At 61.7% G+C, this 14,160-nt stretch carries 13 protein-coding genes and 1 pseudogene; 6 read left to right on the top strand and 8 right to left on the bottom strand.

Annotated features, from left to right (window positions below; translation table 11 throughout):
* Window positions 1–29: 29 nt before the first annotated feature.
* From ACTJKM_RS08765 to ACTJKM_RS08750, 4 genes are read left to right on the top strand one after another with little or no spacing between them, the layout of a single operon-like run.
* Window positions 30–929 carry a carbohydrate ABC transporter permease gene (locus ACTJKM_RS08765; protein ID WP_058330128.1) on the top strand — a complete coding sequence of 300 codons (900 nt, stop codon included), beginning with the start codon at window positions 30–32 and terminating at the stop codon, window positions 927–929.
* Window positions 926–1,747 (top strand): carbohydrate ABC transporter permease, encoded by an 822-nt coding sequence (locus ACTJKM_RS08760; RefSeq protein ID WP_058329942.1) that lies wholly within the window; start codon window positions 926–928, stop codon window positions 1,745–1,747. Before ACTJKM_RS08765 ends, ACTJKM_RS08760 begins: the two co-directional genes overlap by 4 nt.
* 8 nt (window positions 1,748–1,755) lie before the next feature.
* Window positions 1,756–4,020, top strand: coding sequence for a glycoside hydrolase family 2 protein (locus tag ACTJKM_RS08755; protein WP_440660196.1), 2,265 nt, complete (start codon window positions 1,756–1,758; stop codon window positions 4,018–4,020).
* The gene (locus ACTJKM_RS08750) at window positions 4,017–5,084 is read left to right on the top strand and encodes an ABC transporter ATP-binding protein (protein ID WP_058324432.1); all 1,068 of its coding nucleotides are present in this window, start codon (window positions 4,017–4,019) and stop codon (window positions 5,082–5,084) included. The genes ACTJKM_RS08755 and ACTJKM_RS08750 overlap by 4 nt, the downstream gene beginning before the upstream one ends.
* Before the next feature lie 119 nt (window positions 5,085–5,203).
* Here ACTJKM_RS08750 and ACTJKM_RS08745 read toward each other — a convergent pair whose 3' ends face one another.
* The 3 genes from ACTJKM_RS08745 to ACTJKM_RS08735 form a co-directional block, all read right to left on the bottom strand.
* Window positions 5,204–6,055: an alpha/beta fold hydrolase gene (locus ACTJKM_RS08745; RefSeq protein ID WP_113511950.1), complete on the bottom strand. Its 852-nt coding sequence runs from the start codon at window positions 6,053–6,055 to the stop codon at window positions 5,204–5,206.
* A gap of 158 nt (window positions 6,056–6,213) precedes the next feature.
* The gene (locus ACTJKM_RS08740; RefSeq protein ID WP_058329943.1) at window positions 6,214–7,101 is read right to left on the bottom strand and encodes a LysR family transcriptional regulator; all 888 of its coding nucleotides are present in this window, start codon (window positions 7,099–7,101) and stop codon (window positions 6,214–6,216) included.
* Between the two features lie 7 nt (window positions 7,102–7,108).
* Window positions 7,109–7,924 carry an SDR family NAD(P)-dependent oxidoreductase gene (locus ACTJKM_RS08735; protein WP_058329944.1) on the bottom strand — a complete coding sequence of 272 codons (816 nt, stop codon included), beginning with the start codon at window positions 7,922–7,924 and terminating at the stop codon, window positions 7,109–7,111.
* Window positions 7,925–8,237: 313 nt separating this feature from the next.
* Here ACTJKM_RS08735 and ACTJKM_RS08730 point away from each other — a divergent pair, with 313 nt between their 5' ends.
* Both ACTJKM_RS08730 and ACTJKM_RS08725 read left to right on the top strand, forming a co-directional pair.
* Complete coding sequence (locus tag ACTJKM_RS08730) at window positions 8,238–9,293, top strand: serine hydrolase domain-containing protein (RefSeq protein ID WP_440635984.1); 1,056 nt, start codon at window positions 8,238–8,240, stop codon at window positions 9,291–9,293.
* A gap of 110 nt (window positions 9,294–9,403) precedes the next feature.
* A pseudogene (locus ACTJKM_RS08725) lies at window positions 9,404–10,132 on the top strand (arylamine N-acetyltransferase family protein); the annotation flags it as partial.
* Window positions 10,133–10,146: 14 nt separating this feature from the next.
* Here ACTJKM_RS08725 and ACTJKM_RS08720 read toward each other — a convergent pair.
* The 5 genes from ACTJKM_RS08720 to ACTJKM_RS08700 form a co-directional block, all read right to left on the bottom strand.
* The gene (locus ACTJKM_RS08720) at window positions 10,147–10,497 is read right to left on the bottom strand and encodes a DUF488 domain-containing protein (protein ID WP_058329945.1); all 351 of its coding nucleotides are present in this window, start codon (window positions 10,495–10,497) and stop codon (window positions 10,147–10,149) included.
* A gap of 95 nt (window positions 10,498–10,592) precedes the next feature.
* The gene (gene queE / locus ACTJKM_RS08715) at window positions 10,593–11,330 is read right to left on the bottom strand and encodes a 7-carboxy-7-deazaguanine synthase QueE (RefSeq protein ID WP_058329946.1); all 738 of its coding nucleotides are present in this window, start codon (window positions 11,328–11,330) and stop codon (window positions 10,593–10,595) included.
* Complete coding sequence (queD, locus tag ACTJKM_RS08710; RefSeq protein WP_058329947.1) at window positions 11,327–11,683, bottom strand: 6-carboxytetrahydropterin synthase QueD; 357 nt, start codon at window positions 11,681–11,683, stop codon at window positions 11,327–11,329. Before queD ends, queE begins: the two co-directional genes overlap by 4 nt.
* On the bottom strand, window positions 11,683–12,393 hold the full coding sequence (queC, locus tag ACTJKM_RS08705; protein ID WP_058329948.1) for a 7-cyano-7-deazaguanine synthase QueC: 711 nt from the start codon (window positions 12,391–12,393) through the stop codon (window positions 11,683–11,685). The genes queD and queC overlap by 1 nt, the downstream gene beginning before the upstream one ends.
* A gap of 300 nt (window positions 12,394–12,693) precedes the next feature.
* Window positions 12,694–13,830, bottom strand: a complete 1,137-nt coding sequence (locus ACTJKM_RS08700; protein ID WP_082640897.1) for a YdcF family protein — start codon at window positions 13,828–13,830, stop codon at window positions 12,694–12,696.
* Between the last annotated feature and the right edge of the window lie 330 nt (window positions 13,831–14,160).

Genomic DNA, 14,160 nt, shown 5'->3' with positions numbered 1-14,160 from the left:
AACGGCTCCTGCTATCCATGGGGATGATGATGGCTCTCGCGCGTCGCGGCGGCATCGGCCGATATTACAACGTCAATGGCTGGCTCTTCGTCGCGCCGGCGCTCGGGCTGATCGCCCTTTTCATGATCTATCCGATCGTCTGGTCGCTCTGGATGTCGTTCCAGTCCGGCCGCGGCATGATGCTGAAATTCGCCGGCTTCGCCAACATCGTCCGTCTCTGGAACGACCCGGTCTTCATCAAGGCGCTCACCAACACGCTGACCTATTTCGTCGTGCAGGTGCCGATCATGATCTTGCTGGCGCTAATCCTGGCGTCATTGCTCAACAATCCGAGGCTCGTCGGGCGAGGGTTCTTCCGCACCGCCATCTTCCTGCCCTGCGTCACCTCGCTCGTCGCCTATTCGGTGCTGTTCAAGGGCATGTTCGCGCTCGATGGCGTCGTCAACTCGACGCTTGAGGCGATCGGCATCATCGCCTCGCCGATCCCGTGGCTGACCCATCCCTTCTGGGCGAAGGTGCTCGTCATCCTCGCCATCACCTGGCGCTGGACCGGCTACAACATGATCTTCTATCTCGCGGCGATGCAGAACATCGACAAGTCGATCTATGAGGTCGCGCGGATCGACGGGGTGCCTGCCTGGGCGCGTTTCACCCACATCACTATCCCGCTGTTGAAGCCCGTCATCCTGTTCACCACGATCATCTCGACGATCGGCACGATCCAGCTCTTCGACGAGGTCTATAACCTCACCGAAGGCAAAGGCGGACCGTCCAACGCCACGCTGACCCTGTCGCTCTATATCTACAACCTGACCTTCCGCTTCATGCCGAATTTCGGCTACGCGGCGACGGTCTCCTATGTGATCGTGGTGCTCGTCGCCCTGCTCGCCTGCCTGCAATTCTTCGCGGCACGGGAGCGCGACCGATGAACAATGGAACCACACGCATCGTCGGCACCATCGTCACCTACGGCTTCGTCGGGCTGATGGCCTTTCTCTCGATCTTTCCCTTCGTCTGGATGCTGCTCGGCGCCACCAATTCGTCGATCGACATCATCAAGGGCAGGATGATGCCGGGCAGCGCGCTTGCCACCAACATCGCCACTTTCTTCACCCAGGTGAATGCACCGCTGGTCTTCTGGAATTCGGCCAAGATCGCCATTCTGGCGACAGCGTTGACGCTCGCCGTCTCGTCGCTTGCCGGCTATGGCTTCGAGATGTTCCGCTCGCGCAGCCGCGACCGCATCTACAGCGCGTTATTGTTGACGATGATGATCCCGTTTGCGGCGCTGATGATCCCGCTCTTCATCATGATGGGCAAGGCGGGGCTGATCAACACCCACCTCGCGGTCGTCTTGCCGTCGATCGGCTCGGCCTTCATCGTCTTTTACTTCCGCCAGTGCACCAAGGCGTTCCCTTCGGAGCTGCGCGATGCAGCCAAGGTCGACGGGCTGAAGGAATGGCAGATCTTTCTCTACATCTACGTGCCGGTGATGCGCTCGACCTATGCGGCCGCCTTCATCATCGTCTTCATGACGGCCTGGAACAACTATCTCTGGCCGCTAATCGTGCTGCAGTCGAACGAGACGAAGACAATCACACTCGTCGTCTCCTCGCTCGCCTCCGCCTACTACCCCGATTACGGCGTCGTCATGGTCGGCACCATCCTCGCAACGCTTCCCACCCTCGCGGTCTTCTTCTTCATGCAACGCCAATTCGTCCAGGGAATGCTGGGCTCAGTCAAATAGGAATGATGATGCGTTCTGTTACCTCTTTCAACGATTCCTGGGTCTTCTCCGAAGGCTTCGCCGCCACTGAAGCCGGCCGCCTGCAGGCGGGCAGGCCCGTGAGCCTGCCGCACAATGCGGTGGAACTGCCGTTCAATTACTTCGACGAGGCCTCCTATCAGCGCGCTTTCACCTATCAAAAGCCGCTCGCCTGGCGTCGGGAGTTCCATGGCCGCGAGGTCTCGCTCGTCTTCGACGCTGCGATGGCCGATGCCGTCGTCTATCTCAACGGCGAAGAGATCGTTGCCCACAAGGACGGCTATACGCCCTTCGAAGCGCGCCTGACCGACAGGCTGCGGGAGGGCGATAACCTGATCACTGTCAAGATCGACGGCAGCGAGAACCCGGAGATCCCGCCCTTCGGCGGCCGCATCGATTATCTGACCTATGCCGGCATCTATCGCGACGTCTGGCTGAAGGTCACCGACGCGGTTTCGGTCGCCAACATCAAGATCGAGACCCGCGATGTCCTCAGCGACGCCAAGTCCGTCTCTGTCCGTTGCGATCTCGCCAATCCGCAAAGCTTGACGCTCACCGGAACTGTCACGGCACTGCTCAAGGACAAGGACGGCAAGGTGCTGGCGGAAGCCATCGGCGAGACCCGCGGCGAGAGCGTCACACTTGACATCACCGGCCTCAAGGGACTTTCGCTCTGGGATATCGACAGTCCCGTCCTCTACGAGGCGGAGGTGCAACTGCGCAGCGATCGCGGCAGCGACCGGCTCTCGTCGCGCTTCGGTTTCCGCACCGCGGAATTCACCACGAAAGGTTTCAAGCTCAACGGCCGGCCGCTGAAGATCCGTGGTCTCAACCGCCACCAGGCCTTCCCCTATGTCGGCTATGCCATGGGCCGGACGGCCCAGGAGCGCGACGCCGAGATCCTGAAGAACACGCTACATTGCAACCTTGTCCGCACCTCGCACTATCCGCAATCCAAATGGTTTCTCGACCATTGCGACCGCATCGGCCTGCTCGTCTTCGAGGAAATCCCCGGCTGGCAGCATATCGGCGGTGAGGCCTGGAAGCAGGAGGCGATCCAAAACGTCCGCCGCATGATCGAGCGCGACTGGAACCACCCGTCGATCATCATCTGGGGCGTGCGCATCAACGAGTCGCAGGATTCCCACGATTTCTACGTCGAGACCAACCGGCTGGCGCGTGAACTCGACCTGACGCGGCAAACCGGCGGCGTGCGCTACATCACCGACAGCGAGTTCCTCGAAGACGTCTACACGATGAACGACTTCATCCTCGGCAACGAGGAACTGCCGGGGGCAAACCGCCCGCGCACGGCGCTGCGCCCACAGCAGGAGTGCACCGGGCTCAATCGCAAGGTGCCCTACCTCATCACCGAATTCGGCGGCCACATGTACCCGACGAAGATTTACGATCAGGAGCAGCGACAGGCCGAGCATGTGCGCCGGCACCTGGAGGTGCTGAACGCCGCGCATGGTGACCCCAGCATCTCCGGCGCCATCGGCTGGTGCATGTTCGACTACAACACCCACAAGGATTTCGGCTCCGGCGACCGGATCTGCTATCACGGCGTCATGGACATGTTCCGCCAGCCGAAGTTTGCAGCCTATGTCTACGCCAGCCAATGCGAGCCGTCGGAGGAAGTGGTGATGAAGCCGGTCACTTTCTGGGCGCGCGGTGAGCGCAATATCGGCGGCGTGCTGCCTTTGATCGTGCTCACCAATTGCGACGAGGTCGAGCTGAAATACGGCTCGCTGGTGAAGCGCGTTGGTCCGGACCGCGAAAATTTCCCGCATCTGCCGCATCCGCCTGTGGTCATCGACCACCGCCACTTCACCAAGGACGAACTCGGCGTCTGGGGCATGAAGTGGGAAGACGCCGCGTTCACCGGCTTCATCGACGGCAAGGCCGTTGCCAGCCTCCGCATGGTCGCCGATCCGGTACCGACAACGCTCGAGGTCGTGGCAGACAACACCACACTGCGGACCGAAGGGCGTGACAGTGTTCGCGTGATCGTGCGCGCGCTCGACCAGGCTGGCAACGTCCTGCCGTTCCTCAACGATGCGGTCGACGTCACCGTCACCGGCCCTGCCCGATTGCTTGGGCCTGAGCGCCTGGTCTTCCAGGGTGGTTCGACGGGCTTCTGGCTGGAGACGACGGGGGCTACTGGCGGCATCGCCGTCGCGGTAACCTCGACACGGCTTGGATCCGTAAGACTGGAACTTTCGGCAGTGGCAAGCGAGGCAGCGGCTGCATGAGCGAACTCCAACTCAGCGACGTTAGAAAGTCCTACGGCAACTTCGAGGTCATCAAGGGGGTCGACCTCGACATCAAGACCGGCGAGTTCGTCGTCTTCGTCGGTCCGTCCGGCTGCGGCAAGTCGACCCTGCTTCGGATGATCGCCGGTCTCGAAGAGATCACATCCGGTGATCTCACGATCGACGGCGAGCGGATGAACGATGTCGATCCGTCAAAGCGCGGCATCGCGATGGTGTTCCAGTCCTATGCGCTCTACCCGCATATGACTGTGCGGGAAAACATGGGCTTCGCGCTGCGTTTTGCCGGCGTGCCGAAGGCCGAGATCGAACAACGGGTCGGTGAGGCTGCGAACATCCTGGAGCTGGGTCCGCTGCTCGATCGCAAGCCGAAACAGCTTTCCGGCGGCCAGCGCCAGCGGGTGGCGATTGGTCGGGCAATCGTGCGGCACCCGAAGATTTTCCTCTTCGACGAGCCGCTCTCCAATCTCGATGCCGAACTGCGCGTCCACATGCGCATCGAGATCGCCAGGCTGCACAAGAAGCTCGCGACCACGATCATCTACGTCACCCATGACCAGGTCGAGGCAATGACACTTGCCGACAAGATCGTCGTCATGCGCGGCGGCGTGGTCGAACAGGTCGGCTCGCCGCTCGACCTTTACGACGATCCCGCCAATCTCTTCGTCGCCGGCTTCATCGGCTCACCGAAAATGAACTTCTTGAAGGGGATCGTCGACGCTGGCGGAACGCAGGTACGTCTGCCCGACTTCGGCAACGCGACTATTCCAGTGGCCATCAAGGAGGCTACGCCTGGGAGCTCCGTGACCATAGGCATCCGGCCCGAACATTTCGGCGACAGCGGCTCGGCAAGCCTCGATCTGACGATCGACATGCTGGAACACCTCGGCGGCGAGACCTTCGCCTATGCCCGCCATGGCGACGGCGAATTGATCATCATCGAAACGAAGAACGGCCGCGGTCTCAAATCCGGCGACAGCATCGCCGCCCGCTTCGATCCGGCCGCCGTTTTGGTGTTCGACGCAGACGGAAGGCGTCTGCGTTAGAGCAATTCCAGGAAAAGTGCGAAACGGTTTTCCGTCCGGATGAAACAATGAAGTGATCTAGGCGGCCACGAGTGTTGTTGCGCTGGCGCCATCCCTCTGGAGATGGCGCCGGTCGAATCCTACTGGAACATGCCCTTCGGCGTCTCACCCTTCAGGAAGGGTTCGATGAAAGCGTAGAGCAGGTCCGTCTGGTTGATGACTGCGGTGTGCGACGTTGCCGGCAGGATGGCGAGGCGCGAGGCAGCCAGAGGCTTGCCCATGTCGCCCATCGCGCCGCCGCCGAGCAGGCGGAACAATGCCAGCGTGTGCTCCAACGTCGCCACATCGGCATCGCCGGCGATGACAAGAACCGGCGCCTTCAGCGCCTTGACGTCCGCCTCCCAGGCCATCGGTTCTTTTTCGAGCTGGATAAGCTTCTTGACCAAATCTGGAAAGCCATCCGGATTGGCGGCGAGCTTGCGGTAGTCTTCGGCAAAGGGCATGCCGACGAACATCTCGACGGTCATCTGCGGGATGAATGCTTTGAATTCCGGCTGCCAGCCCTCGGCATCGTAGCCGACGGACGCGGCCGCAAGCTTGTTCACCTTCTCCGGATGACGGATCGCCAGCTGCAGGCCGGCAGCCGCACCCATCGAGTAGCCGAAGACATCGGCCTTCTTGAGATCGACGGCATCCATGAAGGCGGCGACGTCGTCCGCGAGGTTCGGATAGGTGATCGGGCGATCGATATCGGTGGTGCGACCATGACCCTGGAGCTCGATCGCATAGACCTTGTGGGTCTCGGCCAGCTTCGGAATGATCGCGCCCATCGACGGAATGTTCATATAGGCGCCGTGCAGCACGACCAGCGGCTCTCCCTCGCCCGAGACCTCGTAATACATCTTCATGCCGTTGACTTCGACGGTCTCAGCCTCGGCAAATGCGGTGCCGGACATCAGCAGAACGCCAGCGATCAAAGCGGTACGCAACATTCTCAATCTCCTTGTTGTCAGTGCGGCTGGGCACCGCTGTCGAGATTAAGACGTGCGGCGGTTTCCCGGCCCGACATCGACGGCGAAGAAATTTTCGCGTTTTCGTTGCGGCGCGCCGAAGGCACTTCGCGCCGCGGTCGCCCGGCGTTGCGCACGGTTCAGCTGTGTGGGTTGAGTTTCGACCGCAGCGCGGCGAACTCTAGGACGGCGAAGTCTATGAGTTTTCGCACACGCGGCAGATCACGTATCTCCGGGTGAACACCGAGCTTCAGCGGCAGGATCGGTGCAGCAATGCCGAGGTCCACGGGTACAAGGCCGTCCCGACCGACCGCCAGGAAATGCGGAAGCGTCGCGAGCGCCGCGCCGGTTTCGACCGCACTCAGTTGCGAGCGGATCGAGTTCGCGCGCAAGATTACCCTCGCATCCGGCAAACGATCTTTCAGCCAGGTCGAGAGCGACACCCGCACCGGCACCTCGGCCAGTTCGACGATGGCGTGACCGTGCCCCGTCGCGTTCGGATGGCCTAAACGATCGAGGTAGGCCTGCGTTGCAAACAGGCCGTAGCGGATATCGGAAACCTTGCGCTCGACGGTATCGCTCTGGTCGAAGCCGCCGAAACGGAAGGCGATATCGGCATCCCGCCGGGACAGGTTGAAGCGCCGAGCGTCGTTCAACAGATGAATGGCGACGCCGGGATGGGCAGCGGCAAATCTCGTGAGCATCGGAGCGAGCAGATAATCTCCGAGCCAGTCGAGGCTGGTCACGGTGATGGTGCCCGCCAGCGCGTCGTCCTGTGCCGCCAGGCGTCGCTCGACCGCCAGCGCATTCGCCTCCATCTGCTCAAGCGCCGACAGAATGGACAGGCACGCCGCCGTCGGCACAAGGCCGCCTGGCTGTCGTTCGAACAACTTTTGCTGTGCCTTTTGCTCGAACACATCGAGGCGGCGGCTGAGTGTCGGCTGGGTCGTGCCCAGAGCCCGCGCCGCCGCGCTCAGCGAGCCGTGGCATGCCAGCAGCTGAACAAGATGGAGTTCTTCCCAGTCCACAGGCACCTCAGGGTTCAGCTGGTCGAGGCGGTTCGCCTCGGCGGTAATTCATAGGCACTTTCGTGCCCGCCGTCATGCCCCCATCGATCGGCAGAACCACGCCGGTAATGTAGCTCGCCTCATCGGAACAGAGCCAGAGGACGCTTGCGGCCACCTCCTCGACGCTACCAAGCCGACGCATCGGCGTCGAAAGTGCTGCGTGCCGCTGGATTTCCGCGCCTGCAGCTTCGAGATGGTGGGTGAGGATCGGCCCGGGCGCGACGACATTGATCCGGATTCCCTGGTCGGCGTAATCGAGCGCCGCGGCCTTGGTCAGCCCGATGATCCCTGCCTTTGCACTCACATAGGCGGAAAGCCCGGAGGTGCCGTTGATGCCGGCGACGGAGGCCATGTTGACGATCGCACCGCCGCCGCCACGCGCCATCGCTTCGATCTGATAACGCATGCCGAGAAAGGTGCCACGAACATTGGTGCGAATGCCACGATCGAAACCTTCGATATCGAGATTGGCAAGCGGCGCCGGCATGGTTCCATCCGTCGCATTATTGAAGGCGGCGTCGAGCCGGCCATAGTGTTGCACCACGCTTGCAAGCGCCTGCTTCATGGCAATCTCGTCGCCGACATCCGTGGCGATCGCCAGTGCGTCCCCGCCCGCCTCGCGGATGGAAATCGCCAACGCCTCGACCGCCGTCTGCGAACGGGAAAGAAGGACAACGGATGCGCCGGCCTGCGCAAAGGCGCGGGCAGTGGCCGCGCCGATACCCTTGCTGGCGCCTGCGACCAAAGCAACCTTTCCTGCGAATCCAAGATCGTTTGTGTTCATCAACCCGACTCCATCTGATGCTGTCGCACCGTTTCTAGCGCCGGACGACGACTGCTACTTCGTGCAGGCGCGTATGCCTCCCATACGTGGACAGACAATCGACTTTCGGTGCGAATGGGATTGCCTTTGTCCGGGAGCCCGTCTTTCGCCCTGAAGCGCCGATCGGGCCGCAGTTTGGAGACGCAGAGGCAATCATGGATACAACCGCGGCACGGCAAGGAAGATCGGAGCGGCGGAAGCGGCTGAAGGCCGAACTCGACCGGGTGATTGCTGAGGCTCTGGATGAACAGCGTATCGTCGGAAGGTCGTCGAGATCCTCGTCGACGGTGAGCCCGCCTACAAACGGGCCGCCGGGCTCGCGGACCGCGAAGCCGACCGGCCAATGACCGAGGACAGCATCTTCTTGCTCTCCTCGGTCGCAAAGCCGATCATCACGGTCGCCGCTCTCAATCTGGTGCAAAGCGGCACCATCGGTCTCGACGATACCGTGTCAGAATGGCTGCCCGCGTTCAGGCCGCGGCTACCGGACGGCACCGAGCCTCGGATCACCGTCCGCCAACTCCTGACGCACAGCGCCGGCTTGAGCTACGTGTTCATGGAGCAAGGCGACGGCCCCTACCATCGGCACGCCATCAGCAGCGGCCTCGATGACACCGACGATGATTTCCCCGCCCTCATCGCCAAGCTCACCGACATCCCGCTGTCCTATCCGCCCGGACACGGCTGGGGCTATTCGATGAGCCTCGACGTGCTCAGCGCGGTTATCGAGCAGGCGTCGGGATCAACGCTGCCGGAGGCGATCGCTGCACTCGTGACCGGCCCGATGGCGATGAACGACACCGCCTTCTCCGTGGCCGATCCACGCAGGCTCGTGGCCCATTATGGCGACGCGTCGCCACGGCCGCGGCGGCTCGTTGGCGACGACGCGGTTCCCTTCTTCGGCAATCCCATGCGCCTCTCGCCCGGCCGAATCTTCAACGCACGGGCCTTTCACTCTGGTGGGACCGGCATGGCAGGCACGGCCGGGGATGTAATTCGCCTTCTCGAAAGCCTCAGGACCGGGCAGTCCGCGGTGCTCGACGCCCCTACCACCCGCTCGATGTTCGACATTCAGGCAAGGACCGGCGGATTGGCCGCCGGCCCCGGATGGGAGTTCGGTTTCGGCGGTTCGGTCCTTGTCGAGTCCGAAATGGCCGGCACGCCGCAATCGCCCGGCACGCTGCAATGGGACGGCGCCTACGGGCACAAGTGGTCCATCGACCCGGCCCGCGGTCTCACCGTCGTCGCGCTCACCAACACCGCCTTTGAGGGCATGAACGGACGCTTCCCGGTCGATCTTCGCGACGCCATCATCTACCGGAGCCTGTAGGACATGCGGAACGCCTTGTTTTCCGTCAATCTTGACGGCTATTTCGCCCGCATCGGTCATGTCGGGCCGCTCTCGCCGGATTTGGCAACCCTTGGCGCGATCATCGCAGGTCATGCCATTTCGAAGCCATCGACGTGCTGCTCGGACGACGGATCGATCTGTCGCCTGAGACGGTCGACGCCAAGCTCATCGACCGCAGGCGTGGCGGCTATTGCTTCGAACAGAACAGCCTTTTGCAGCGTGTACTCGGCGCGTTCGGCTATCGGGTGGAGCCCTTGATGGCCCGCGTCCTGTGGATGCGCGAACCCGAGGCGCCGCCGCCGGCTTGGTCGCACATGGTGCTCCGCGTCTTCGTGGACGGTGGCGGCTATCTCGTCGATGTCGGCTTTGGCAGTTGCGTGCCGACCGCGCCGCTCCGTTTCGACAGGACCACAGCGCAGCCGACGCCGCATGAGCCGTTCCGCCTCAGCCGGACGCTCGATGGCTATTTGCTGGAAGCGGAACTTGGTCGCGATTGGGTGCCGGTCTATGAGGGATCGCCGAGGATTTGCGGAGAGGACGCCTATCGGATCGCGAACATCGCGGCATCCACCCATCCGCAGTCGCTTTTCCGCCAGAACCTGTTGGTGACCCTGACCTCCGAGCAGGCGCGCACGATCCTGTTCGCAAACCGGCTGACGATCCGAGAATGGCACCGTCACACGCCACGAACTCGATGCGCCTGCAATCGAAAGTGCCCTCACCGACGTCTTCGGATTACCCTTCCCGGACGATTGGCATCCGATCACTGCGCGCTTCGGCAGCGCATTCGAGGCATCCACCACAACGACATGACGTGAACCCGACGCTTCGTCTATCGGTGTGCCAGGATGTAGTCCCTGAGTATCTGCGCATGATTGCGGGCCTCATCCTTCACGCTGTAAAGCAAGGTCACGGCGCCTTCAGCAATGCGCTGCCGCAACACGTCAACTGCCGCCGGATTGTTGTCGAGCTCGCCAATGTAGCGCTCGCGAAACTCTCCCCAGGTGCCTTGATCCCCGTGAAACCAGCGACGCAGTTCCGTTGTCGGCGCGATCTCCTTGAGCCACAGGTCGACCGCCGCGTCCGCCTTGGTCAGTCCACGCGGCCACAGGCGATCGACGAGGATGCGCATGCCGTCGCCATCCGCCTTCGGCTCGTAGACACGTTTCGTCTTCAGTTGCATGAACGTCCCTCACCCGGTCTCATTGCTTGGACCATAGCCGCCCGCCGCTATCCGACCAAGCCCGGAGGATTTGCGGGACACCAAGGGTGCGACCACTATACCCCGCGTCTGTTGCCCCAGAGCAGAACATGCAGTTGCGGCAGTACCCGAGCCTCGAACCAGCGGTCCTCCGTCACCTTGCCGACAAGCCAGAGCATGCGGTCGATGATGCCGTCGATATCAACAGTGGCATCGTCGTCATCCGGCGGTGGCGGCGTGTGGTTTCCGGGCTGCAGGTAGAGCGGCAGATGCGGATAACGGGCCGCCGCATCGCGGGCATAGGCATAATCGCGCTCGTCGAAGACGACGATCTTCAGCGCCACCTCGGGCCGGCCTGCCGCCATACGAAGACAGTCGTCGAAGGTGTTCCAGTCGGTCTCCATGCCGCTCGACGGCGGCTTCGGGCTCAAGACCAGCACGTCGAGATCGGCGAACCAGTCCTTGGCGATACTGCCCTGCGTCTCCAGGGCAAACCGGTAGCCTTCCTCTCGCCCACGCGCGATCAGAGGCCCGAGCGGCTGGATCGCCGGATTGCCGCCGGATAGCGAGACCGTGAGCGGCTTGCCGCCGGATAGCCGGCTGACTTCGCTCCAGATCTCCTCCACCGTCATCGGCAGCCATTGGTCGCGGTATTCGCTGTCGACTGCATGTAGCGTATCGCACCAGCTGCAGCGATAATCGCAGCCGCCCGTGCGAACGAACACGGTCGGCAGACCGATCAGGATGCCCTCACCCTGGATCGTCGGCCCGAAGACTTCGCTGACCCGGATGCGCGTTTCGCCAGGCCCGGTCATGGCCGGTATTCCGCCCAGGTCTTCGGCGTCTCGCTGACGCGCACGGCCGAGGTTTCAGGGAGCCTCACCTTGCACCAATCGTAGAAATGCTTTGCCAGACATTCGGCCGTCACCTGGTCATGGCCGAGGACGTCATTGAGGTGACGATGGTCGAAGCTCTCGTCAATGTAGCGCTTCAGTGGCGCCAGCTCGTGATAGTCGCGCACGAAGCCGTGTTCGTTGAGTTCCGCACCGGCAAGCTCGACTTCAACGACGTAGTTATGCCCGTGCAGCCGGGCGCACTGGTGGTCCGCCGGCAGGCTCTTCAACTGGTGCGAGGCGGAGAAATGGAACTCCTTGGTGATCCGGAACATCACTTCACCTCCTCGGCTGAAAAAGCAGACGTCGCCGCCACCCAGAAATCCGGATCCTCATAATCGGTCGGGTCCGCAACACCGGCAAGATGAAAGGCCTCGCGCCGCTCGACGCAGGTGCCGCAGCGGCCGCAATGGCGTGCGCCACCCTTGTAGCAGGACCAGGTCTCTTCGAAGGGTGTCGCATGGCTTGCGCCGTCGGTGACGATATCCGCCTTCGATACGGTCACATAGGGCGCGTAGAGTGCAACGTTGGCATAGTCGTCGAGCGCCTGGTTCTGCATCGCCTGAAACGCATCGATGAAACCGGGACGGCAATCGGGATAGATGAAATGATCGCCGCCATGCACGGCGACCGCAACCGCGTCCGCCTTCTGCGCCGCCGCAAGCCCGAAGGCAATCGCGAGCATGATGGCGTTGCGGTTCGGAACCACCGTCGCCTTCATGGTTTCCTCGGCATAGTGGCCGTCGGGCACGTCGACATCGTCCGTCAGCGCCGATCCGGTGAGGTGGGCGCCGATGGCGCGAATGTCGATGATCTGATGTGGAACGCCAAGCCGTCTCGCACAGGCGGCGGCAAAGTCCAGTTCCTTGCGGTGTCGTTGTCCATAGTCGAAGGAGAGCAGGCCTATAAGCTCCTGCTCGGCTGCGACCTTGTGGGCAAGCGATACCGAGTCTAATCCGCCGGAGCAGATGACAATCGTCTTCATGATAGGTGTCCTTGTTTTGACCGGGTAGGCTGCGACCGGATTACGGGGTGCCTTCTAGGACAAAGCAGGGGCGATGGGAAGCTTAATGTCGGAGATTGTGGCGAACAAATACTGTTTCGACGACCGAACATCGGCGCTGTGGCATAAGGCCATAGAGAAATTTTCGATCACCAAGGGGAACGGGAAGCGTCTGCAAACGTTGCGGCGTGAAGGTCGCCGATGCATTGGTCAATAGCTCGCGCGCCCATAATGGCGGAACTGGGCGCGCGGGTTTCGATGATTCTTGAGATGCGTCAGTGGCTACTGCTGAAGCCCCGGATACGCCCATACGCCCGAAACACGCATCAGATCGCGGTAAATTACCAACCTCTCGTCAGACCCGACCTTTGCCGCCTCATCCTGGGATGGTGCGTCCAGCGCATTCAGCGGCACCACTGCCGTCAGCAGGTCGCGCTGTTTCAATGCGTCTTCCATTACTGTGCGAGCTCGGCGCATGTGGCTTGAGCTGGTCACCAGGATCACAGTGTCGGCCTGATGCCGCACCAACAGATTGGCAGCATTGATCACATTGCCGATCGTGTCTTTCGACTTGTCTTCAATGATGATGCGATCGCGGCTGACACCCTTGTCGACCAGCCACTTGGACATCACGTCGCCTTCAGTAACGCCATTCTTCGGCACGCCGCCACTCACCATCACCAGTGCTGTCGGGTTCGCCTCTGCAGCCTTCAACGTCACGTCGAGGCGGTCGAGCAAAGTCTGCTGCGCCGTGCCGTCATCCGCCAGCGCGTAGCCCAAGGCGACGACCACGACCTTGCCGGGCACCGTTGGGACATCGAAGTTGGGCTTTTCGGCCATGATCTGTTCTGCGCGAACAAAGCGCTTGCGATACTCCTCCGCGCGTTCGCGATCGAGCCCTGCGAGCGCTTGATGGGCGAGTGCCGCGCCGGTCTCATCGCCACGGATGCGGGCAATCGCTTCCAACCAGCTTTGAGCGTCAAATGCGGTCGGCTCCTTGTCAAGGATACCCTGGAACGTCGTCTGCGCCTCGTCGAGCTTCTTCTGGATGATCTGCGTTGAGGCGACGGCATACTGAAAATCCAGCCGCTCTGGTGCTAACGTCGACGCTTCCTTGAAGGCCGCTTCCACGACATCGTACTTGCCGTGCAAGGTAATGCCCTTGAAGACTTCGGCTTCTGCTTTTTTGACGTCGCCTCCCGACCAGTAATACTGCATGCCAGTGTCCACCAGCTGCTTGATACGGCCAGCGCTGGTCTGATCGAAGGCCACGGCTGGAGCGACCGAGATAAGACACGCTGTTGCTGTCAACACTGCCAGGAGTCGGCGTCTCGCGCCGCCCGCCTTCGTCCGATGCGGAACATCCGACGCAAACACGATCGAGCCCGTCAAAAGGGCAAGAATGGAACTCGGCTTCATTTGATATCTCCCAGTTTTCCGGTTGCCCACAGGCTTGCTCGCCCTCGGGCCGATAAGCGTTCCGTAATCACTTCCGATCTGGCCCAATCTATATGCGGCCAGCATTAGCAATACCAAAACATGACCACCTGTCTAGTGCGCGATGTCAAAACGGACCGCGACTGCGACCAGATTCGGAATAATTCATATTACATTTCTTACAGATAGCGCACACAAGTTGCGTCAGCATTCAGAGACAGTTGCTAGTTGGTATGATATTGGTATTATCCAATTGTGCACCGGCACGCGCGCACCGGGCGGTGCGCGGTCGTTCCGTGAACGCCAATGTCA

Origin of the sequence: Ensifer sp. 22460, from assembly GCF_052044935.1 — a bacterium.
Classification (GTDB): domain Bacteria; phylum Pseudomonadota; class Alphaproteobacteria; order Rhizobiales; family Rhizobiaceae; genus Ensifer.
Note: the sequence above shows the minus strand (reverse complement) of the source record. Positions and strands in the feature narration are given on the sequence as shown.

Bases quoted from the DNA above. Each gene is read 5' to 3' on its own strand.
- ACTJKM_RS08765 (WP_058330128.1), top strand. From the start codon at position 30: ATGGCTCTCGCGCGTCGCGGCGGCATCGGCCGATATTACAACGTCAAT.
- ACTJKM_RS08760 (WP_058329942.1), top strand. From the start codon at position 926: ATGAACAATGGAACCACACGCATCGTCGGCACCATCGTCACCTACGGC.
- ACTJKM_RS08755 (WP_440660196.1), top strand. From the start codon at position 1,756: ATGCGTTCTGTTACCTCTTTCAACGATTCCTGGGTCTTCTCCGAAGGC.
- ACTJKM_RS08750 (WP_058324432.1), top strand. From the start codon at position 4,017: ATGAGCGAACTCCAACTCAGCGACGTTAGAAAGTCCTACGGCAACTTC.
- ACTJKM_RS08745 (WP_113511950.1), bottom strand. From the start codon at position 6,055: ATGTTGCGTACCGCTTTGATCGCTGGCGTTCTGCTGATGTCCGGCACC.
- ACTJKM_RS08735 (WP_058329944.1), bottom strand. From the start codon at position 7,924: ATGAACACAAACGATCTTGGATTCGCAGGAAAGGTTGCTTTGGTCGCA.
- ACTJKM_RS08720 (WP_058329945.1), bottom strand. From the start codon at position 10,497: ATGCAACTGAAGACGAAACGTGTCTACGAGCCGAAGGCGGATGGCGAC.
- queE (WP_058329946.1), bottom strand. From the start codon at position 11,330: ATGACCGGGCCTGGCGAAACGCGCATCCGGGTCAGCGAAGTCTTCGGG.
- queD (WP_058329947.1), bottom strand. From the start codon at position 11,683: ATGTTCCGGATCACCAAGGAGTTCCATTTCTCCGCCTCGCACCAGTTG.
- queC (WP_058329948.1), bottom strand. From the start codon at position 12,393: ATGAAGACGATTGTCATCTGCTCCGGCGGATTAGACTCGGTATCGCTT.
- ACTJKM_RS08700 (WP_082640897.1), bottom strand. From the start codon at position 13,830: ATGAAGCCGAGTTCCATTCTTGCCCTTTTGACGGGCTCGATCGTGTTT.